Below are 19,358 nucleotides of genomic sequence, written 5' to 3'. Positions count from 1 at the left end.
CCGCTCGGCCAATTCAGATTCGATGTGGGTTACTTGTGGATAAGCTGTTGGGTTTCAAGCTCGGCACAAGGGTGATTTCGGTGCTATTTCGATCGCCTATTTCGGTGCCGCCACTGTGACCAGCGCGGGTCGCAGAACTCGGTCTGCGATCGAGTAGCCCTTTTGCAGGACCGACACGACGCTGTTGGCTTCCTGTGTGGATTCTGGGGGCAGCGGCACGACCGAAATCGCCTGGTGGTGATGCGGATCGAACTTCGCGCCGGCAGCCGGGTTGATCTCGACGACCTTGTTTCGCTCCAGCGCTGACTTGAGCTGGAGCAAGGTGAGCTCGGCGCCTTCGCGCATCTGTGCAGGGGTGGCGTCCTTGATCGACAGGCCGGCTTCCAGGCTGTCCACCACGGCGAGCATAGCCTCGGCAAAGCCTTCGACCGCGAACTTGCGGGCCTTGGACATTTCTTCGTCAGCGCGGCGGCGGGTGTTCTGCATGTCGGCCTGGGCACGCAGGTATTGCTCGGCCAGGCTTGCGCTCTTGGCCGTGGCCTCGGCCAGCTGCGCCTGCAACTCGCCGATGTCGGCTTCGTTGGCTGCCTGCGCGGCTTCGAGTTCTTCGGGAGTGGGGTCGCCTGAGAGGGCCTGGGTCGATTCGGGCTGTATCGGTTCGGTCATTCTTTTATTAGCTGGAAATGAGGGGCTGCGAAGCAACTTGGGGCCGAATTAGCCGTTTCAAGGGGAGGGGATTGTAGTTGGGCAGCGATTTTTGATCGCGACTGACACAGCCCCGCATTGCACGGGGCGCCCGGGGGGCGCAAGCGATGGCCGCTTCGCGGTGGATACCGGGTCAAGCCCGGTATGACAGCCTTCCCCGGCTGTCATTGCGGACCTGATCCGCAATCCATGCCTTGAACGGCCGTAGCCGTTCGCGGTGGATGCCGGGTCGAGCCCGGCATGACAGCCCCCCGGTTGTCATACCAGACCCGACCCGCAATCCATACCTTCAACAGTCGTTGCCGCTTCGCGGTGGATGCCGGGTCAAGCCCGGCACGACAACCCGCTCAGATCTGAACCTGCGCTAAATCCGACAGTTCGTATGCCACCGCATCGCCCAGCAGGTCTTCCAGGCGCAGTACGTCGCGCTGGCCCAGGTTCATCGGGCTGGTGCCGGGCTCGCCGTTGCCGTACAGCGTCTCGTAGAGGTATTCCTGGCGTTGAGCTTGTCCCATGGTCTCTCTCCGGTAGTTGCGTGATGGCTGGGTTTCCCCGTGGCTCCACTGTAGGTTCGGGGTCTCCGGTGGGCTTAGGGAAACGGCTTAGGCAGCCTTGGGGGATTTGCCGCGTTCGGTACAGTCGCGGCATCACCGCAGGAGGGCCGGCATGGCAAGGCAGCTGATCAGTTCAGGTTCCATCTTTGAAGAGCAGATGGCATATTCACGGGCCGTGGTCGAAGGCGACTGGGTGTTCGTCTCGGGCACGACCGGCTTCGACTACGCCAGCCGCACCATCGAAGACGACGTGGTGGCGCAGTGCGAGCAGTGCTTTCGCAATATTCAGGCGGCACTGGCGCAGGCGGGCAGTTCCCTGGCCGACGTGGTGCGGGTCAAGTACATCCTGCTGCGGGCCCAGGACTTCGAAGCCTGCTGGCCGGTGCTCAGGCAGTACTTTGGCGACGCGCGCCCGGCTGCGACGATGTTTGCGGCGGGCCTGGCCGATCCACGCATGAAGATCGAAATTGAAGTGACCGCGCGGCGCAAGGTTTCGTGAACGGACGTCGTTCATACCCGCCAAACCGCGTTTCGTCGCAGTCGGCACTGCGCCGGGCTTGACCCGCGCAAGTGCGCCCATTTATCGTGCGCCCATGAGTTCCGCAGCCCCCACCCTGGGTGCCGGACAGGATGCGGCCCCAAAAGGGCTGCGCACCATTCTTCCCGGCGGGCGCCAGCTTGCCGTGGTCACCGTGCTTGCGCTGGCATCGGCCGTCGCGCTCCTGTTCTACACCCGCAATACCTTCATCGAGCTGGCTGGCGAAATGCTGTTCGTCGGCATGACGCTGCTGTTTGCCTTTACCGCCGCGCGCGGCCTGCGCCAGAGCTTCGTGCCGCAGTGGATCCTGCAGGTGGCCGCCATTGCGGTCGCTGCACTGGTGGCGCCTCTGGTGGTTCACATGATGTCGTTCGGCGGCGACTTTTCTGCGTTCGCCCGGTCCAAGCCGCATGTGCACGGTTATGTGCTGGTGACGGTGGGGGCCACCATCATTGGGACGATCTTTTCGCTGGCCGCGCTCTACAGCGAGCGTGACGCGCAGGCCAAATCGCAGGCGCTGGAGTTCGCGCTGGAGCGCGAGACGCTGCAGCGGCAAGCGGCCGACGCACGGCTCAACCTGATGACCGCGCAGATACAGCCGCACTTCCTGCTCAACACGCTGGCCAATGTGCAGGAGCTGGTCGAAAGCGGCTCACCCCGCGCAGCGCCGGTGTTTCGCAGCCTGATCGACTACCTGCGAGCCGCGATGCCCCGGCTGCAACCCGGCGATGCCACGCTGGGCGACGAAGAAAAACTGGTCCGCGCGTATCTCGACCTCATGCACATGCGCATGCCCGACCGCTTGCAATACGCCACGCATATCGAGCCCGCACTTCGCACGATGCCGTTTCCGCCAATGGCATTGCTCACGCTGGTGGAGAACGCCATCCGGCACGGCATCGACCCGGGCATGGAAGGCGGTCGGGTTGAGGTCGGCGCGCGCACCGGTTTCGACGGACGTATCCATCTGTGGGTGTCGGACACGGGTGTGGGCATGACGGAGCACGCGGGACCGGGCACAGGCCTGGCGAATCTCGACGCGCGGCTGCGTGCGTTTTTCGGCGATGACGCGCGCGTGGAACTGAGCGAATTGCAGCCTCACGGTCTGCAAGCTGACATCCGGGTCAGGCCGAGATGACCAGGGCGCTCATCGCCGACGACGAACCCCTGCTGCGCGAACGGCTGGTCACGCTGCTGGGCAAGCTGTGGCCCGAACTCGAAGTCGTCGCGCAGGCGCGCAATGGCCGGGAGGCCGTCGAGCTGTTCGACCAGCTGCTGCCGCAGGTGGCCTTCCTTGATGTGCACATGCCCGGCATGAACGGGATCGAGGCCGCGCGCTGCATCGGCAGTCGCGCGCAACTCGTATTCGTCACGGCTTTCGATCAATACGCCGTCGAGGCGTTTCGTCAGGGCGCGATCGACTATCTGCTCAAGCCCGTGGAAACGGATCGGCTCGCCGACACGGTCGCGCGCTTGCGAAAGCGGCTGGAGGCACCGGCGGCCAACCCATCCAACGATATGCACGCCGCACTGGAACACCTGGCCGCCCGAATTCGCGATCGAGCGGCCGCGCCACCGCTGCTCAAGTGGATCAAGGCTTCGGTGGGCAGCACGGTGCGCCTGATACCGGTAGACCAGGTGCTCTACGTCAAGTCGGACAACAAATACACGATGGTGGTGTGGGAGGGCGGCGAAGCGCTGATCCGCAAGACGATCCGCGAACTGGCCGATTCGCTGGACCCCGATCGCTTTGTGCAGATCCACCGCTCGGCCATCGTTGCGCTGGACCGTGTGAGTCACTTCACCCACGGACCCGGCGATGTGGGCGAGGTGCACCTCAAAGGCCGCACCGAACGGCTCACGGTGAGCCGCAGCTACCTGCACCTGTTCCAGCAGATGTGAAGCGTTATCGCACGACCTTGCCGTCGGGCGTGATGGTCACCAGGTCCACTGCGCGCACGGAGTCGCGAATGCCGGCGCGCAGGTTGATGCGAAAGCCGCCCACGTCGTAGTCGTTCATGCCGGCCATCGCCTTTTGCAAGGCGGCCTTGTCGCCCCCTTTGCCCGAGCGCCGTACCGCTTCGGTAAATGCCTTTGCAGCGATGAATCCTTCCAGGCTTTCATAAGAAGGCGTCTGGTCCGATGTGTCGATCGCGGCCAGGTATTCCTTGACGATGGGCGTGGCCGAACTGCGCGGCGATGGCACCACCTGCGACACCACGACACCGCCGATTTCCTTGCCCAGCGCGGTGAAGAGCGGATCGATGCCGACCACCGAAAAGTTCAGGAACGCGCCCGCATAGCCGGTCTTGCGCATCTTGCGGATGAAGGCCGCCGTCGAGTTGAACAGCGAGACCTGGATGATGGCCTGCGGCTGCAACTTGGACAGGGCAGCGACCGCCGTATCGACCCGGTCGCTATTGACCGGCACATAGGCTGCGCCCACCAGTGGTGCAAGCTTCTGGTCGGCCAGTGCCTGCTGCACGGCGGCCAGGCCCGCGCGACCCATCGCGTCGTCTTCGGCAACGACTGCCATGCGCGTCTGCCCCAGCGTCGCGCAATGGCGCGTGATCTTGAAGGCCTCGTCGGCCATGCTGGGGCGCACATGGAACACGTTGGTGTGCGCCCCGTCGCGCAGCGTGTCCGACGCTGCAAAAGGCGCGAAGAAAATGGCTCCTTCAGCCTTGGCTACTTCGGCGCCGGCGGCGCTGCTTGCCGTGCCGACGAAACCAAAGAGCACGTCGGCCCCATCGGCCAGCAGCTTCCTTGCATTCGCCGCGGCCTTGCCCGCGTCGTAACCGTCATCGACCTGTCGCAATTCAAAGGTCCAGCCGGGATTGTTCTTGCGGCCGTTGAAAGAGTCGACGTAAAGCTTGGCGCCTGCTGAAAATGCCAGGCCGATCTCGCTGGCGGCGCCGGTGAGCGGCACCGATTGGCCCATCACGATCTTGCGTGAGCCCTTGGCCGCCTGTGCCCATACAGCGCCCGCACCCAGGCCGATTCCGGCGGCCAATCCAGTTCCCAACACATCTCGACGATTGATATTCATGTGCCTACTCCTGCTCCCTGGCGATCGCAACTTTAATGCCTGAAACGATAACGTACGACGAGACCGGCACAATAAGGAAATGCCTTTGACACTGCCGTGCACCATGCAATCTGCACATACGAGACGTGCCTCGCTGCTATATGCAGTCGGATTGATTACCGGCGCTGCGATCCCCGTTCCATCGCGCGCTGCCGAGGTGATCGCGTGGCCGCCGCCGCGCCGTGCGCCTGCATTCAGCGCGATGGATCCGGAGGGACGCACCTGGACGCTGGCTGATGTTCGCGGCAAGGTTGTGCTGCTTAATTTCTGGGCGACATGGTGCGAACCCTGCCGGGTCGAAATGCCGGCATTGGGGCAACTGGCCGCAAGCGACCAGCGCATCGCAGTGCTGTCTGTCAACTTCAAGGAAAACGCATCGCGCGCCGAGCGGTTCATGCGCGACGCTGCGCCGAACGTGCCGATACTGCTGGACACCGATGGCAGCGTTGCAAAGGCCTGGGGCGTGAAGATTTTTCCGACCACGGTGGTGATTGCGCGCGATGGGCAGTTGCGCTGGCGTGTGCGCGGCGAGTTCGACTGGGTGGGCGACGAGGCGTCGCGACTCATCCGGGGATTGCTGAAGTAGCGTGCGAGGGTGTTGCACGTTCAGGGCAATCGATTGCCATAATCGGCCATGACTTCGCGCCGCAACTTCCTCGTCCAAACCTCCGCCGCCTTCGCTGCTGCCGGATGGTCCCTTCCTTCCGCTGCCCAGCAGCGCACCTTTGATCCACGCCCCGGTGCGTGGCGCACATTCGAGGTCACGACCCGCGTGGAGGTGCTCGATCCCAAGGGCATCACACGCCTGTGGTTGCCGGTGCCTTCGATCAACACCGACTGGCAGCGCTCGCTGGAAAGCAGCTACAGCAGCAACGGCCAGGCCAGGATGACGAGCGATGCCGAGGAAGGCGCTCGCATGCTGTATGTGGAGTTCGATGCAGGCGAGCCGCAGCCCGTGGTCGAGATGACGAGCCGGGTGCAGACACGCAATCGCGCTGTCGATTGGTCGGCCCGCCAGCCGGGCGCCGAAGACGCAGAGTCCCTGCGCTACTGGACCCGCCCGACATCCCTCATTCCTACCGGCGGCATCGTGCGCAGGACGGCACTCAAGGTCATCGGCGATGCGCGCACCGATGAAGACAAGACGCGCCGCATCTACGACTGGGTGCTGGCCAACGCGTGGCGCGAGCCCAAGGTGCGCGGTTGCGGCGAAGGCGATATCGCCGCCATGCTGGAGACGGGCAACCTGGGCGGCAAATGCGCCGACATCAATGCGCTGTTCGTGGGGCTTTGCCGCTCGGTCGGCGTGCCGGCACGCGACGTGTACGGCTTGCGGCTGGCGTCGTCGGCCTTCGGCTACAAGGAACTCGGCGGCAACCCGGCGAGCCTCAAGGGTGCCCAGCATTGCCGGGCCGAGGTGTACCTCAAGGCGCAAGGCTGGGTTGCGATGGACCCGGCGGACGTCGCCAAGGTGATGCGCCAGGAAACGAGCGAGTGGATCAAGTCCACGCAGCATCCGCTGGTCGCTCCGGTTGCGAAGTCGCTCTACGGCGGATGGGAAGGCAACTGGGTCGGCTACAACATGGCCCACGACGTGAAGCTGGCCAACTCCAAACACGCCAAGCTCGGGTTCTTCATGTACCCGGCTGCCGAGAATTCGCGGGGCCGTATCGATTCTTACGCGCCCGACGAATTCCGCTACCAGATCACCGCGCGCGAGATCGTTTGACGCGGCTTTAGTCGCGCCGCCTGAACACGACGTCCCATACGCCGTGGCCCAGTTTCAGGCCGCGGTTTTCGAACTTGGTCAGGGGCCGGTAGTCGGGTCGTTGCGCGAACCCGTCTGCCGTGTTCGCGGTGTTCACCAGCAGCGGTTGCGCGCCCAGCACTTCCAGCATCTGCACCGCATACGGCTCCCAGTCGGTGGCGCAGTGCAGGTAGCCGCCCGGTTCCAGGCGTGATGCGAGCTTTGCCGCCAGCGGCGCTTGCAAGAGGCGGCGCTTGTTATGGCGTGCCTTGTGCCAGGGGTCCGGAAAAAACAGATGCACGCCGGCCAGGCTTTGATCGACCAGCATGTGGTCGAGCACTTCAACCGCGTCGTGCTTGAGGATGCGGATGTTGGTGAGGCCCTGTTCGCCGATGCGTTTGAGCAGCGCCCCCACGCCGGGGTCGTGAACTTCGCAGCCGAGGAAGTTTTTTTCCGGCATCAGTGTGGCGATGTGCGCTGTGGCCTCGCCCATGCCGAATCCAATTTCCAGGACGGTGGGGGCGGTGCGGCCGAAGGTGGCGGCCAGGTCGAGCGGCCTGGGCTCGTAGGGCAGGATGTACTGGGGGCCGAGCGATTCGAATGCGCGGGCCTGCCCGGTGGTGACGCGGCCGATGCGGCGCACGAAGCTGCGGATGGGGCGATGGGTTTTGTTGTCGTCTGTCACTAGCGAATTTTAGGGCGTGCGGCAGAAGGCGCCGTCTGGATTGCGGATCAAGTCCGCAATGACATCCAACCGGCTGTCATGCCGGACTCGATCCGGCATCCATCTTCGTGCCCCACTGGCGTTGCCATTCGTCCAGCGCCTGCGCAATCGCGCCAGACTGCTTCGACAACCCCAACACCTGCGCCGCGTCATTGAGCGCACTCAATGGATCGCTTGTATCAATGGCCGCCGCCCCATTCTGTTTGGACAGCTTCTCCCCATTGGCCCCGAGAACCAGCGGCGTGTGCAAATAGCTCACCTGCGGCAGACCCAGTGCCCGCTGCAATGCAATCTGCCGCGCCGTGTTGTCCGCCAGGTCTTGCCCGCGCACGACATGCGTGATGCCCTGATCTGCATCGTCAATCACGACCGCAAGCTGGTAGGCCCACAACCCGTCGGCACGTTTCAGGACGAAATCACCGACCTCATGCGCAACATCCTGTTGCTGGATACCCAGTCGCCGGTCTTGCCAATGCATGATGCCGGCTGGAACGCGCAATCGCCAGGCTCGCGCGGGCTTGCCACGAAGCCCATTGCGGCAGGTACCCGCATAGACCAGTTCAGCATTGCGTTGATGCGGCCTGCCTTGCGCGGCGAGCGCTGCTTCCACGTCCTTTCGGGAGCAGCCGCAGGGATACGCGGCACCATCAGCGATCAGCCGGTCCAGTGCGTGCTGGTAAAGGCTGCTGCGCTGCGATTGCCACACCGGCGGTTGATCCGGCACAAGGGCGCAATCGGCAAGCTGCCCAAGGATGGTCTGGGCTGCGCCGTCAACACAGCGCGGTGTGTCGATGTCTTCAATGCGAACCAGCCATTGCCCGTCATGCGCGCGGGCATCCAGCCAACTGGCCAGCGCCGCGACGAGCGAGCCTGCGTGCAGTGGACCGGTGGGCGAGGGCGCAAAGCGACCCACATAGTTCCCCACCCGCATGGCTCTCAGGCTGCGTGGACCTTCAGAGCCAGCTCGAGGCCGGACACGAAAGCGTCCTCGACGCGATGACCCAGGCACCAGTCGCCGCAGATGCCGACTCCGCTCTTGCGATCCCAGAGATGGCTCTTGCCCAGCGGCGTGCGCGTCTTGGCCCAGCGCCAGCGATGCACCGTGGCTTCCGCCGGTTCGGCCAGGATGCCGGTGATTTCAGAAAACGCCTTGAGCAGCTTGGCCTGCACGCGCGCGCCGTCATCCTCGAAGTGTTCCTGCGACCAGTCGGCGCTGGCCTGCACCGTCCAGCGCTCGACCGGCGATCGGCCCGGCTTGGACGATTCGCGTGCGAGCCACGCGATGCGGTGATGGGTGCTGAGCGCGGCATTCCATTGCGGACCCAGATGAGTCAGCGTGGGCTGCACGGCTTGCGGAAAGGCGAGCATGAGTACCCAGCACGGAGCCACATCGACCTTTTCCATCTTCTCGGTCAAGGCCCTGGTGCCGGGCGTCTGCGCCAACAGGCCGCTGGCAAACCCATGCTGCGTTGCGAGCAGCACCGTGTCGAAACCCGAATACACATGCACCGAATCCTGCGGGCCGCTGGTCTGCAATTGCCAGCGCTTCGGGTCGATGGCATCGCGTTCAATTCGCGTGACCCGCGTTCCGAGTTCGAGCTGGCCCGCATCCACGATGGGCTTGGCCCAGCGCTGCGGCAAGGAGTCCATTTCGGGCACGCCAACCCAATGCGCTTCGCGCGCGGGCAGTGGCGCTTCGGCGACGCGGCCGTGCGGGTCAAGCACGCGAACCGCGTTGGCGCTCCAGGATTTGTAGGCCCCGCCACTGGCGGCGAGCGCCTGTGCGAAGCGTTCGTCGCGGATGGTGAAGTACTGCGCGCCATGATCGAAGGTGCCGAACGTGGTTTCGCAACTCGCCATTCGTCCGCCGACGCGATCGGCCTTTTCGAAGACGGTGACGCGGTGTCCGGCCTTCATGAGTGTTCGGGCGCAGGCGAGGCCTGCGATACCTGCGCCGATGACGGCGATGTTGCTGTTGCTTTTATCCATTGCGGTCCATTGTGACATCAGGCTCTTCCGTGGTGTTCGAGCAATGCGCGTCGCGTCTTGGGGCTTTCCAGTTGCGACAGCCACCACTGCAGGCCGCGGCCCGGCGGCGGGTTGGTCCGCCACGCATACGTCATGCGCGGAATACGGGAGCTGCGCTCGACTTCCTTGACCACCAGGCGCCCGGTCTGCACATAGGGGCGTGCCATCGGTTCAGGAACAAATCCGCCTCCGAGTCCGCGCAGCTGTGCATCGAGCTTGGCCTCCATCGAGGGGACGGTGAGCACGTCCTGACCCGGTAGCAGGCCGAACGTCACGGGAACGCCCTGCCTGACCGAATCGGCAACCGCAATGGCGCGGTGCTTGAGCAGCAATTGATCGGCAAGCGGTCCCTCCACCGCCGCGAGTGGATGGTGCGGCGCAACAACGTAGATGAAAGGCAAGTCGCCGAGCATGGCGCTTTGCACGTCAGGGAATGTGGCGGTTTCCACGGCGATGCCCAGGGCGAGGTCGGCTTGCCCTGAAGCCACGGCCTCCAGCGTGCCGGCAAGGGATTCGTCACGCAGGCGCAGCCGTGTGGTCGGCGCGAGTTCAAAGAACGCTTGCGCAAGCTCCATGACCACGCCGCACGCGATCACGGTGTCCGCTGCGATGGTCAATTGCGACTCCCATCCGGTGGCAACGCGCTTGACGCGATTGGCCACGGCGTCCATCTCCTGCAGCAGCCGTGCGCCTTCGCGCAGCAACTCGGTGCCCGCGTCGGTCAGGCGCGCCTGACGGGAACTGCGATCGAACAGCAGTACGTCCAGGGCATCTTCGATCTGGCGGATGCGGTAGGTGACGGCGCTGGGCACCAGCCCCAGCTCACGCGCGGCCGAGGCAAAGCTGCCGGTCTGCGCAACCGTCTGGACGAGCATCAGGCCTTCTGCGTTGAGCGCCTCGCGGGCTGTTGGCATGGATGAGGTGAGCCCGCCAAAAAGACTCATTCAGTTTTTTTGAATGATGCCATCAAAAACGGGTGGTCGGACGACAGGCATCGCGCACCTACATTGAGGGCATCCCACCACCGCAAGGACGACACGACATGCTGACACTTCGCAAATCACAGGACCGGGGCTTCGCCGACCACGGCTGGCTGAAGTCGTTCCACAGCTTTTCGTTTGCGAACTACCACGACCCCAAGCACATGGGCTGGGGCAACCTGCGTGTCATCAATGAAGACCGCATTGCCCCCGGCACCGGCTTCGGTACGCACGGCCACCGCGACATGGAAATCCTGAGCTATGTGCTGGAGGGCAACCTCGCGCACAAGGACACGATCGGCAACGTCAAGGGCATCCCACCCGGCGACGTCCAGCGCATGAGCGCGGGCACCGGTGTCCAGCACAGCGAGTTCAACCACGCGCCTGACGCCACCACGCACTTCCTGCAGATCTGGATCCTGCCCAACGTGACCGGCATCCCGGCAAGCTACGAACAGAAGTCGTTTCCCGACGCCGAAAAGCGTGGACGTCTGCGGCTCGTCGCATCGCCCGATGGCGCAGAAGGCTCCGTGCTGATCCATGCCGATGCCCGCGTCTATGCAGGGCTATTCGATAGCGGCGAGAGTTTCACGACCGCTGTCGATCCGGCGCGCAAGGGCTATGTGCACGTGGTGCGCGGCCAGATCGAAGTGAACGGACAAAAGCTTGTTGCCGGTGATGCCGCGCTGCTCGCCAATGAATCGTCGATCTCGCTTTCCAACGGGCAGGGCGCGGAAGTGCTCGTGTTCGATCTCGCCAGCTGATTTTTTTCAACCACTCCAACCAACATTCAAGGAGCTTTTCAGATGTCCCACCCACTTTCCCGCGCACCGATCCAGGACGCACTCGCACTCGCTGGCCGCGCGCTCATCGCCCTGCTGTTTATTCCGGGGGGATTTGGCAAGATCGCCGGATTCGCGGGCACCGTGGGGTACATCGCGTCCAAGGGCATCCCTATGCCCGAAGTGTGCGCCGCAATCGCCATTGCGGTCGAACTCGGCCTTGGCATCCTGATGCTGGTGGGCTGGCAGACACGCTGGGCGGCGCTCGGCATTGCGATCTTCACTGCGGTGATCACGCCGATCTTTCACGGCTTCTGGGCGGTTCCCGAGGCGCAAGTGATGATGCAGAAGCAGGCGTTCTTCAAGAATATGGCCATCGTCGGCGGACTGCTTGTCATTGCCGCGTTTGGCGGCGGTCGCTGGGGTGTGGACAAGGGCCAAAGCTAAACCAGCTGTCATTGCGGGCTCGACCCGCAGTCCATGACTTCGGCTGCTGTCGAACATCCTGGATGCCGGATCGAGTCCGGCATGACACCGGATCGCTGTCATTGCGGGCTCGACCCGCAATCCATGACTTCGGCTGCCGCTGAACATCCTGGATGACGGATCAGGTCCGGCGTGACAACCCACTCCCATGCAAAATCCCGCAGATGATCATCGTCATCTATCACTCGGGATACGGCCACACGCAGCGCATGGCGCAGGCTGTGGCTGCTGGCGCAGACGCTGAACTGATCGCGATCGACGCCGACGGCAACCTGCCCGAAGGCGGATGGGACAAGCTCAAGGCGGCCCGCGCGATCATCTTCGGCTCGCCCACCTACATGGGCAGCGTCAGCTGGCAGTTCAAGAAGTTCGCCGATGCGTCGTCCAAACCCTGGTACGCCGAGCACTGGAAGGACAAGCTTGCTGCCGGATTCACCACAGCATCGGGCCCTGACGGTGACAAGCACAGCACCCTCGCAGCCATGTTCACCCTTGCCATGCAGCACGGGATGATCTGGGTGAGCCAGGGCGTCATGCCCAACAACACCAGCACAGCCCAGCGCAATGACCTGAACCACCTGGCTTCGTACAGTGGAGCAACGGCGTATTCGCCTGGCGATTCCGGTGCGCGCGACATGGCGCCGGGCGATCTTGAAACTGCGCGGCTTTTCGGCGCGCGCGTCGCCGCTATCGCCGCCCGCCTGCAAACCTGAAGGAGTCACCATGCCGATCGCGCATCAGCTTTCGCCTCATGAAAAAGACCTGGGCGGCGGATTCAAGGTCAGACGCCTGTTGCCCGCTGCACAGCAGCGCAGCGTCGGGCCCTTCATCTTTTTCGATCACTTCGGCCCGGTCACCGAGGAGCCCGGCGCGAACCATGACGTGAGGCCGCATCCGCACATCGGCCTTGCCACGGTCACCTACCTGTTCGACGGCGCGATGATGCACAGGGACAGCATCGGCAGCGAACAGCGCATCGAGCCCGGCGCGATCAACTGGATGACCTCGGGTCGCGGCATCGTGCATTCGGAGCGCAAGCCCGATGACTTGCGGGGCAAGCGGTTCGTCAATCACGGGTTGCAGCTCTGGACGGCGCTGCCCAGGGCCAACGAAGAAGACGCGCCGTCTTTCGAGCACACGCCTGCATCGGCGATTCCTGAAGTCCAGGTCGGCGCGGCGCAGGTGCGCGTGCTGATCGGTGACGCATTCGGCAAGTCATCGCCCGTCAAGGTCTATTCGCAGACGGTCTACCTGGACGTGAGACTGCCAGCAGGCGGCGAGATCGCGATACCTGCACTGGCTGGACAGTTGGCCGTGTATGCGGTCGAAGGCGATATCGCAGTGGACGGTCAGGCGCTGCCGGCCTTCATGATGGGCGTGCTCGAAAGTGGCGCAGCGAGCGTGTCATCGACGCATGGTGCGCGATTCGTGGTGGTGGGCGGCGAAGCGCTCGACGGCCCGCGCCACATGTGGTGGAACTTCGTGTCGTCGCGCAAGGAGCGGATCATCCAGGCCAGTGATGACTGGGAGGCGCAACGCATGGGGCAGGTGCCAGGTGAGAACGAATTCATTCCTTTACCGCCCACACGCTTCACGCCGCCGGAGCCGCTCTCGTAGACTTTCGTCCCGAGGTACGCGGGAACGCATCAGACCGTGGCGTTACGAAGTGGAAGTCGATGTCGCAAAAGTACAGGTGGCACGACGTTCAACTTCGAGAAGGAACACGTCATGTCCGATTTACGCGTCAACGAATCTTCGCCCCGCACCTCGGTTGTCAGTGACGTTTACCCGACGGGCCCGGATGGAAAGTTGCCCGAGGACAACCAGGCTGCCGACGCCTTGAGCTTTCCGAAAACTGCTGCGCCGCAGCAGTCGCTGGAGCGCCACTGGACGATTTCGGACAGCAATGAATCACAACAACTGCTCTCCCGCTCTGAAGCCCCGCCAACGCAGGGCACGGCAGGCAATCTGGGCGCGACGCTTCGCGATGCCGTCCGATCCATCCGCATGCCCTATGGGCCAGCGAAGACCAGCGCGAGCAGGCGAAAGGTAGTCCCCGTTTTCGAGCACCGCGACGCCCCGCCCATGACGGAGCTGATCAGGCAGCACGACCAGACCTATGCTTCCATCCTGGCCGTCACCCAGCAGATCGGTGCCACAAAGCCACGCAACTCCTCGCGCGAGGCCATCGACGAGGCCAATCGCAGGCGCAACACCCTCAAGACGCAACTGGAGACGCTCAAGGTCGTCCGATCGATGCAGGATGCGACCATGGCGCGCGAAGGTGAGTCCTGGGGGGCATCGCTGTCGTCCAGTGGCCTGCAGGGCCATGCACGCGCCGATCTCGAGAAGCGGATTGCGGCTATCGAAGCTTTCCGCGCTTCGACGCAAGCTGCGATTGATACCGCGGACATCGAGATTGCCAAGGCTCGCCAGCCACGCAACTGGACGGTGGAAGCCGGCGACGAGGCCAGGATCGAGAGCGCGCGCCTGGAGCAGTCCAAGGTGAATCTGGTGCGCACACTGGAAGCAATCGATGCAGAACGCGCGAGCCTTGCGGCCAGGTGGACATGGGTCGCGCCGCATCAGTCCGTGCCTTTGCCGCTGCAAAGCGCGTTGCCCGTCGAGCACGAAATCGACGGCTAAGATTGGAGGATGAAAGTCCTCGAGCTCCTGCCCTGGTATGACTGGCTGGCGCTCGCCTGGTTTTTCGGGGCCTGGGTGGGCTATGCCTGGTTCGCCAAGTACTGGGGCGCCCGCAGGCCCTCGCTGCTTGCAACCACCAATCGCTACCGCCGCTACTGGATGCTGCAGGCCACGGTGCGCGACCCGCGCGTGCTGGACGGCATCATCACCCAGAGTCTTTCAAGCAGCCCTTCGTTTTTCGCGTCGGCCACGATCATTATTCTGGGCGGCTTGCTGGCGCTGCTGGGCACCACCGACAAGGCAGCCGAGTTTGTGCGCGAAATTCCGTTTGCAGCGCGAACGACCATGCTGGTGTTCGAGTTGAAGGCGCTGGTGCTGCTCGCCATTTTCATCAACGCGTTCTTTCGCTTCACCTGGTCGATGCGGCAGTACACGTTCGGTGCGCTCGTGCTGGGCTCCATGCCACCGCCAGAAGATTTTGCGTCGGGCAAGTTCGAGCGCGAACAGTTCGCCGACAAGGCCGGCAAGCTGCTGGGCATGGCGGCAGAGACGTTCAATGACGGCATCCGCGCGTATTACTTTTCATTCGCCGCGATGGCCTGGTTTTTCTCGCCACTGGTGTTTGCGGTTGCGACTGCTGTCGTGGTCGCCGTGCTCTATCTGCGGGAGTTCAGGTCGGAAGTGCTGCATGTGCTGCGGGATTGAACGGGCCGTCCATCCAGTTCAGGCCTGCTCGGCCTCCAGCCCTGCATCGAGCGCACGCCGCTCATCGAACACGAAGCAGCTTCCCTTGAAGTGAGCCCCGCCCGTTTCTTCGAAGTACTTCAGGATTCCGCCATCGAGTTGCCAGACGTTCTGCAGCCCCGCTTCGCGCATGTAGATCGCGGCTTTCTCGCAGCGGATGCCGCCCGTGCAAAAGCTGATGACGGTCTTTCCTTCAAACTGCGTCTTGTGCGCATCGAGAGCCGCAGGAAAGTCGCTGAACTTGTCCAACCGCCAATCGATGGCCCCATCGAATGTGCCGTGATCCACTTCGAACCCGTTGCGGGTGTCGAGCGTGACGACCGGTCGCCCGTCGTCGTCATGGCCTTGCGCTAACCAACGCTGCGCCGTCTGCGCATCGACAGCAGGCGCGCGGCCCTGCGAGGGTTGTATGGCGGGGTGGTTCATCCGGATGATTTCGGATTTGACCTTCACGAGCAGCTTGCGAAACGGATAGCCTTCGGACCAGCTCTCCTTGGCCTCGATTGCAGCGAACCGCCCGTCGCTACGCAACCATGAAAGAAATCCGCGAACACCATCGGCTTGACCGGCCAGGAAGAGGTTGATGCCTTCGGTCGCAATCAGCACGGTGCCCAGCACGCGGGCATGCCGCGCCTGTTGGAGCAATTGCTCGCGCAATAGCTGCGGATCGGAAATGCCCACAAAAAGGTAGGCAGAAATGTTGAGTATGTTTTTCACGCGGACGCAATTTTAGGTTCTGTCAAGGGCCGCGCACTTTCTACAATGGACGGATGTTCGTTCACCTGCGCCTCCACACAGAATTTTCAATCGTCGACGGCACCAATCGCATCGACGACACCATGACAGCGGCCCAGCGTGACGGCCAGCCCGCACTGGCCATCACCGATCTGGGCAACCTCTTCGGTGCCATCAAGTTCTACAAGGCCGCGCGCGGCGCTGGCGTCAAGCCCATCATCGGCGCGGAAGTATTTTTGCAAGGCGTCGGCAAGGACATCACGCAGATCTCTCGCGTGCTGTTGCTGGTGCAAAACCGCCAGGGCTACCTGAACCTGTGCGAGCTGCTAGCGCGCGCCTGGACCCAAAACGTCGTCAAGGCGCAAGCCGTCTGCAAGCTCGAATGGCTGCGCGAGTTGAACGAGGGGCTGATCCTGCTGTCCGGCGCGCAAGCCGGGCCGGTGGGTCAGGCGCTGGTTCAAGGCGATGCGCAACGTGCGGCAGATGTGGCACTGCTGCTTGCGACGGCGTTTCCGCATCGCTTCTACATCGAGTTGCAGCGTGCAGGGCGGGTCGATGACGAGGCGCATGTGAGCGCCGCCGTGCAGCTGGCCGCGCGCATGCACCTGCCCGTGGTTGCGACGCACCCCGTGCAGTTCACCGAGCCCGACGACTACGAAGCGCACGAGGCGCGCGTCTGTATTGCCGAAGGCGAAATCCTGGGCAACCAGCGGCGTGTTCGCAAGTTCACGCGCGACCAGTATTTCAAGCCGCAAGCCGTGATGGAGCAGCTGTTCGCTGATGTGCCTTCGGCCATTGCGAACACGACGGAGATTGCCAGGCGATGCAATCTGGTGCTGCAGCTGGGCAAGGCGCACCTGCCAGATTACCCGACGCCCAACGGCATGCCGATCGAGGAGTATTTCCGCTACCTGTCCCACGAGGGGCTCAAGGAGCGGATGCTTGCTCTGTACCCCGATGAGACGCGCCGCGAAAAGGAAATGGCGCGCTACGTTGCGCGCCTGGAGTTCGAGATCGAGACCATTCTCAAGATGGGATTCCCGGGCTACTTCCTGATCGTGGGCGACTTCATCAACTGGGCCAAGAATAACGGCTGCCCGGTCGGCCCGGGCCGTGGCTCGGGTGCGGGTTCGCTGGTGGCGTATTCGCTCAAGATCACCGACCTCGATCCGCTGGAATACAACCTGCTGTTCGAGCGGTTTTTGAACCCCGAGCGTGTGTCGATGCCCGACTTCGACATCGACTTCTGCCAGGGCAATCGCGATCGCGTCATCGACTACGTCAAGGACAAATACGGCAAGGAAGCCGTGAGCCAGATTGCCACCTTCGGCACGATGGCTGCGCGCGCGGCGATCCGTGACGTGGGTCGTGTGCTGGACATGAGCTACATGTTCTGCGACGGCATCAGCAAGCTGATTCCGAACAAGCCCGGCGTTCACATCACGATCGAGCAGGCAATCAAGCAGGAGCCGGTGCTGGCCGAGCGGCTTGAAAAAGAAGACGACGTCAAGACGCTGCTGGCACTCGCGCAAAAGCTCGAGGGCATGACGCGCAACGTCGGCATGCATGCAGGCGGTGTGCTCATTGCGCCGGGCAAGCTGACCGATTTCACGCCGCTCTACCAGCAGCCTGGCAGCGAGTCGGCGGTGAGCCAGTACGACAAGGACGACGTTGAAGCAGCTGGCCTGGTCAAGTTCGACTTCCTGGGCCTGGCGACGCTGACGATCCTGGAAATCGCCAAGGACATGATCCGCGCGCGTCACGCGGGTCAGGAAGGCTTTACCTTCGAAGCGGTCAAGCTCGATGACGCGCCGACCTACAAGCTGTTCGCCGACGGCAAGACCGAGTCGGTGTTCCAGTTCGAATCGCGCGGCATGCAGGGCATGTTGAAAGATGCCAAGCCGTCGCGGCTGGAGGACCTGATCGCGCTCAACGCCATGTTCCGGCCCGGCCCGATGGAGAACATCCCGAGCTTTTGCGCGCGCAAGAACGGCCGCGAAGACGTGGAATATCCGCATCCGCTGCTGGAGCCGGTGCTGTCCGAAACCTACGGGATCATGGTGTACCAGGAGCAGGTCATGCAGGCCGCGCAGATCCTGGGCGGCTACTCGCTCGGCGGTGCCGATCTGCTGCGCCGCGCGATGGGCAAGAAGAAGCTCGAAGAGATGACGCTGCACCGGCAGATCTTTCGCGATGGTGCCGCCAAGCAGAACATCGGTGAGCTCAAGGCCGACGAGATTTTCGACCTGATGGAGAAGTTCGCGGGTTACGGCTTCAACAAGTCGCACGCTGCCGCGTATTCATTGCTCGCCTATCACACGGGCTGGCTGAAGGTTCATTACACGGCCGAGTTCTTCTGCGCGAACATGACCGTGGAAATGGACGATACGGACAAGCTCAAGGCCTTGTTCGAGGATGCGCAGAACAACTTTGCAATCACCTTCGAGCCACCGGATGTGAACCGCGGCAACTACCGGTTCGAGGCGATTTCGGACAAGGTCGTGCGCTACGGCCTGGGCGCGGTGAAGGGCACGGGCCATCAGGCGATCGATGCAATCGTGAAGGCGCGGCAAGAGGGTGGGCCGTTCAAGAGCATTTACGATTTTTGTGTGCGCGTGGATCGCACGCGCATCAACAAGCGCACGGTCGAGGCGCTGATTCGTGCGGGCGCTTTCGATTCACTGCAGCTCAATCGTGCGTCGCTGTCGGCGTCGGTTGATCGCGCGTTTGATTTTGCGGCTGCGACGGTGGCGAATGCGAACCAGGGCGGGCTCTTTGACATGGGCGACTCGCACGCTGCGAGCACGCAGGAGCCGCCACTGGTCGAAGCCACGCCGTGGGGCGTGAAAGAAAGATTGACGCTGGAGAAGACCGCGGTCGGCTTTTACCTGTCGGGCCATTTGTTCGATGAGGTGGGGGCCGAGGTGCGGCGCTTCGTCAAACGCAAGATCGAAGACCTGATCGATTCGCGCGAGCCGCAATTGCTCGCGGGTATCGTCAGCGACATGCGTGTGATCAACGGTCAGCGCGGCAAACTCGCGATCTTCAAGCTCGATGACAAGTCGGCAACGATTGAAGCCACAGCCGATGAGGCCGTGATCAATGCAAATCGCAACCTGCTCAAGGACGATGAGTTCGTGGTCGTGATGGCGAAGTTGCAGCCGGATCGTTTCACCGGTGGTTATCGCCTGAGCGTGAACCAGGTGTGGGATCTCGCGACTGCACGATGCCGATTCGGCAAGTTCCTGCGTGTGTCGGTCAACGGCAAGGCGCCCGACATCAAGCGCCTCGTGCGCGATTTCCCGCCGCAGCGGGTGACGTCAGAGCAGGGAGAGTTCCTGCGCGGCTTGCCGGTGCGGCTCGCGGTGCGGCGCGATGCGGCGTCGGTTGAGTTGCAGCTGGGGGATGAGGGCAAGTTCTATCCGAGCGACGCAGCACTGGCCAGCTGGATGGCGCAGGCAGATCAGGGGCAGGCGCAGATCGTTTACGAGTGATGACGGCTGTCGCCGCTGCGCGGTGGATGCCGGGTCAAGCCCGGCATGACAAGTCATGAGGCTGTCATTGCGGACTCTTAAGAAACACCACTCAAGTGCTTGATTCG

The 19,358-nt window shown here is 63.2% G+C and carries 20 protein-coding genes; 12 read left to right on the top strand and 8 right to left on the bottom strand.

Annotation, left to right across the window (positions count from 1 at the left end):
* Positions 1 to 96: 96 nt before the first annotated feature.
* A complete protein-coding gene (gene grpE, locus AQ12_RS16320; protein ID WP_048441011.1) occupies positions 97 to 666 on the bottom strand; it encodes a nucleotide exchange factor GrpE in 570 nt (189 codons plus the stop codon).
* Between the two features lie 386 nt (positions 667 to 1,052).
* Positions 1,053 to 1,220 carry a hypothetical protein gene (locus AQ12_RS23025; protein WP_161799040.1) on the bottom strand — a complete coding sequence of 56 codons (168 nt, stop codon included), beginning with the start codon at positions 1,218 to 1,220 and terminating at the stop codon, positions 1,053 to 1,055.
* Positions 1,221 to 1,371: 151 nt separating this feature from the next.
* On the opposite strand from AQ12_RS23025, the gene AQ12_RS16315 reads away from it, so the two are divergent.
* From AQ12_RS16315 to AQ12_RS16305, 3 genes are all read left to right on the top strand, one after another.
* The gene (locus tag AQ12_RS16315; RefSeq protein WP_048441010.1) at positions 1,372 to 1,758 is read left to right on the top strand and encodes a RidA family protein; all 387 of its coding nucleotides are present in this window, start codon (positions 1,372 to 1,374) and stop codon (positions 1,756 to 1,758) included.
* A gap of 94 nt (positions 1,759 to 1,852) precedes the next feature.
* Positions 1,853 to 2,935, top strand: coding sequence for a sensor histidine kinase (locus AQ12_RS16310; protein WP_053076769.1), 1,083 nt, complete (start codon positions 1,853 to 1,855; stop codon positions 2,933 to 2,935).
* Positions 2,932 to 3,699: a LytTR family DNA-binding domain-containing protein gene (locus tag AQ12_RS16305; protein ID WP_048441009.1), complete on the top strand. Its 768-nt coding sequence runs from the start codon at positions 2,932 to 2,934 to the stop codon at positions 3,697 to 3,699. Before AQ12_RS16310 ends, AQ12_RS16305 begins: the two co-directional genes overlap by 4 nt.
* A 4-nt stretch (positions 3,700 to 3,703) precedes the next feature.
* Here the strand turns inward: AQ12_RS16305 and AQ12_RS16300 are convergent, their stop codons facing one another.
* Positions 3,704 to 4,846, bottom strand: a complete 1,143-nt coding sequence (locus AQ12_RS16300; protein ID WP_048441008.1) for an ABC transporter substrate-binding protein — start codon at positions 4,844 to 4,846, stop codon at positions 3,704 to 3,706.
* Between the two features lie 103 nt (positions 4,847 to 4,949).
* Between AQ12_RS16300 and AQ12_RS16295 the strand changes: the two genes are divergently transcribed.
* Positions 4,950 to 5,471 (top strand): TlpA disulfide reductase family protein, encoded by a 522-nt coding sequence (locus AQ12_RS16295; RefSeq protein WP_161799039.1) that lies wholly within the window; start codon positions 4,950 to 4,952, stop codon positions 5,469 to 5,471.
* A 48-nt stretch (positions 5,472 to 5,519) separates the two neighbouring features.
* Positions 5,520 to 6,614 (top strand): transglutaminase-like domain-containing protein, encoded by a 1,095-nt coding sequence (locus AQ12_RS16290; RefSeq protein WP_048441006.1) that lies wholly within the window; start codon positions 5,520 to 5,522, stop codon positions 6,612 to 6,614.
* A gap of 7 nt (positions 6,615 to 6,621) precedes the next feature.
* Here AQ12_RS16290 and trmB read toward each other — a convergent pair whose 3' ends face one another.
* From trmB to AQ12_RS16270, 4 genes are all read right to left on the bottom strand, one after another.
* Positions 6,622 to 7,317: a tRNA (guanosine(46)-N7)-methyltransferase TrmB gene (gene trmB, locus AQ12_RS16285; RefSeq protein WP_048441005.1), complete on the bottom strand. Its 696-nt coding sequence runs from the start codon at positions 7,315 to 7,317 to the stop codon at positions 6,622 to 6,624.
* 76 nt (positions 7,318 to 7,393) lie between these two features.
* Positions 7,394 to 8,287, bottom strand: coding sequence for a tRNA glutamyl-Q(34) synthetase GluQRS (gene gluQRS, locus AQ12_RS16280; RefSeq protein ID WP_048441004.1), 894 nt, complete (start codon positions 8,285 to 8,287; stop codon positions 7,394 to 7,396).
* A 5-nt stretch (positions 8,288 to 8,292) separates the two neighbouring features.
* On the bottom strand, positions 8,293 to 9,345 hold the full coding sequence (locus tag AQ12_RS16275) for an NAD(P)/FAD-dependent oxidoreductase (protein ID WP_082151643.1): 1,053 nt from the start codon (positions 9,343 to 9,345) through the stop codon (positions 8,293 to 8,295).
* 17 nt (positions 9,346 to 9,362) lie between these two features.
* Entirely contained in the window at positions 9,363 to 10,298 is a 936-nt protein-coding gene (locus AQ12_RS16270) for a LysR family transcriptional regulator (RefSeq protein ID WP_048441018.1), read from the bottom strand.
* Positions 10,299 to 10,426: 128 nt separating this feature from the next.
* Between AQ12_RS16270 and AQ12_RS16265 the strand changes: the two genes are divergently transcribed.
* The 6 genes from AQ12_RS16265 (at position 10,427) to AQ12_RS16240 (ending at position 14,983) form a co-directional block, all read left to right on the top strand.
* A complete protein-coding gene (locus AQ12_RS16265; RefSeq protein ID WP_048441002.1) occupies positions 10,427 to 11,128 on the top strand; it encodes a pirin family protein in 702 nt (233 codons plus the stop codon).
* Between the two features lie 42 nt (positions 11,129 to 11,170).
* Complete coding sequence (locus AQ12_RS16260; protein ID WP_048441001.1) at positions 11,171 to 11,593, top strand: DoxX family protein; 423 nt, start codon at positions 11,171 to 11,173, stop codon at positions 11,591 to 11,593.
* A 203-nt stretch (positions 11,594 to 11,796) separates the two neighbouring features.
* Positions 11,797 to 12,345, top strand: coding sequence for a flavodoxin family protein (locus AQ12_RS16255; protein ID WP_048441000.1), 549 nt, complete (start codon positions 11,797 to 11,799; stop codon positions 12,343 to 12,345).
* A 10-nt stretch (positions 12,346 to 12,355) separates the two neighbouring features.
* Positions 12,356 to 13,249, top strand: coding sequence for a pirin family protein (locus AQ12_RS16250; protein WP_048440999.1), 894 nt, complete (start codon positions 12,356 to 12,358; stop codon positions 13,247 to 13,249).
* 111 nt (positions 13,250 to 13,360) lie between these two features.
* Positions 13,361 to 14,278, top strand: coding sequence for a hypothetical protein (locus AQ12_RS16245; RefSeq protein ID WP_048440998.1), 918 nt, complete (start codon positions 13,361 to 13,363; stop codon positions 14,276 to 14,278).
* 9 nt (positions 14,279 to 14,287) lie between these two features.
* Complete coding sequence (locus AQ12_RS16240) at positions 14,288 to 14,983, top strand: DUF599 domain-containing protein (RefSeq protein ID WP_048440997.1); 696 nt, start codon at positions 14,288 to 14,290, stop codon at positions 14,981 to 14,983.
* Positions 14,984 to 15,001: 18 nt separating this feature from the next.
* Here the strand turns inward: AQ12_RS16240 and AQ12_RS16235 are convergent, their stop codons facing one another.
* The gene (locus AQ12_RS16235) at positions 15,002 to 15,739 is read right to left on the bottom strand and encodes a sulfurtransferase (protein WP_048440996.1); all 738 of its coding nucleotides are present in this window, start codon (positions 15,737 to 15,739) and stop codon (positions 15,002 to 15,004) included.
* 53 nt (positions 15,740 to 15,792) lie between these two features.
* Between AQ12_RS16235 and dnaE the strand changes: the two genes are divergently transcribed.
* A complete protein-coding gene (gene dnaE / locus AQ12_RS16230; protein ID WP_048440995.1) occupies positions 15,793 to 19,251 on the top strand; it encodes a DNA polymerase III subunit alpha in 3,459 nt (1,152 codons plus the stop codon).
* Positions 19,252 to 19,358: the final 107 nt, after the last annotated feature.

This window comes from Caenimonas sp. SL110 (genome assembly GCF_001044395.1).
In the GTDB taxonomy this organism is placed as follows: domain Bacteria; phylum Pseudomonadota; class Gammaproteobacteria; order Burkholderiales; family Burkholderiaceae_C; genus Ramlibacter.
This window is presented reverse-complemented; position numbering and strand designations above follow the sequence as displayed.

What these genes read in the sequence shown, in the direction of transcription:
- grpE (WP_048441011.1), bottom strand. Translation starts at nt 666, where the DNA reads ATGACCGAACCGATACAGCCCGAATCGACCCAGGCCCTCTCAGGCGAC.
- AQ12_RS23025 (WP_161799040.1), bottom strand. Translation starts at nt 1,220, where the DNA reads ATGGGACAAGCTCAACGCCAGGAATACCTCTACGAGACGCTGTACGGC.
- AQ12_RS16315 (WP_048441010.1), top strand. Translation starts at nt 1,372, where the DNA reads ATGGCAAGGCAGCTGATCAGTTCAGGTTCCATCTTTGAAGAGCAGATG.
- AQ12_RS16310 (WP_053076769.1), top strand. Translation starts at nt 1,853, where the DNA reads ATGAGTTCCGCAGCCCCCACCCTGGGTGCCGGACAGGATGCGGCCCCA.
- AQ12_RS16305 (WP_048441009.1), top strand. Translation starts at nt 2,932, where the DNA reads ATGACCAGGGCGCTCATCGCCGACGACGAACCCCTGCTGCGCGAACGG.
- AQ12_RS16300 (WP_048441008.1), bottom strand. Translation starts at nt 4,846, where the DNA reads ATGAATATCAATCGTCGAGATGTGTTGGGAACTGGATTGGCCGCCGGA.
- AQ12_RS16295 (WP_161799039.1), top strand. Translation starts at nt 4,950, where the DNA reads ATGCAATCTGCACATACGAGACGTGCCTCGCTGCTATATGCAGTCGGA.
- AQ12_RS16290 (WP_048441006.1), top strand. Translation starts at nt 5,520, where the DNA reads ATGACTTCGCGCCGCAACTTCCTCGTCCAAACCTCCGCCGCCTTCGCT.
- gluQRS (WP_048441004.1), bottom strand. Translation starts at nt 8,287, where the DNA reads ATGCGGGTGGGGAACTATGTGGGTCGCTTTGCGCCCTCGCCCACCGGT.
- AQ12_RS16275 (WP_082151643.1), bottom strand. Translation starts at nt 9,345, where the DNA reads ATGGATAAAAGCAACAGCAACATCGCCGTCATCGGCGCAGGTATCGCA.
- AQ12_RS16270 (WP_048441018.1), bottom strand. Translation starts at nt 10,298, where the DNA reads ATGCCAACAGCCCGCGAGGCGCTCAACGCAGAAGGCCTGATGCTCGTC.
- AQ12_RS16265 (WP_048441002.1), top strand. Translation starts at nt 10,427, where the DNA reads ATGCTGACACTTCGCAAATCACAGGACCGGGGCTTCGCCGACCACGGC.
- AQ12_RS16260 (WP_048441001.1), top strand. Translation starts at nt 11,171, where the DNA reads ATGTCCCACCCACTTTCCCGCGCACCGATCCAGGACGCACTCGCACTC.
- AQ12_RS16255 (WP_048441000.1), top strand. Translation starts at nt 11,797, where the DNA reads ATGATCATCGTCATCTATCACTCGGGATACGGCCACACGCAGCGCATG.
- AQ12_RS16250 (WP_048440999.1), top strand. Translation starts at nt 12,356, where the DNA reads ATGCCGATCGCGCATCAGCTTTCGCCTCATGAAAAAGACCTGGGCGGC.
- AQ12_RS16245 (WP_048440998.1), top strand. Translation starts at nt 13,361, where the DNA reads ATGTCCGATTTACGCGTCAACGAATCTTCGCCCCGCACCTCGGTTGTC.
- AQ12_RS16240 (WP_048440997.1), top strand. Translation starts at nt 14,288, where the DNA reads ATGAAAGTCCTCGAGCTCCTGCCCTGGTATGACTGGCTGGCGCTCGCC.
- dnaE (WP_048440995.1), top strand. Translation starts at nt 15,793, where the DNA reads ATGTTCGTTCACCTGCGCCTCCACACAGAATTTTCAATCGTCGACGGC.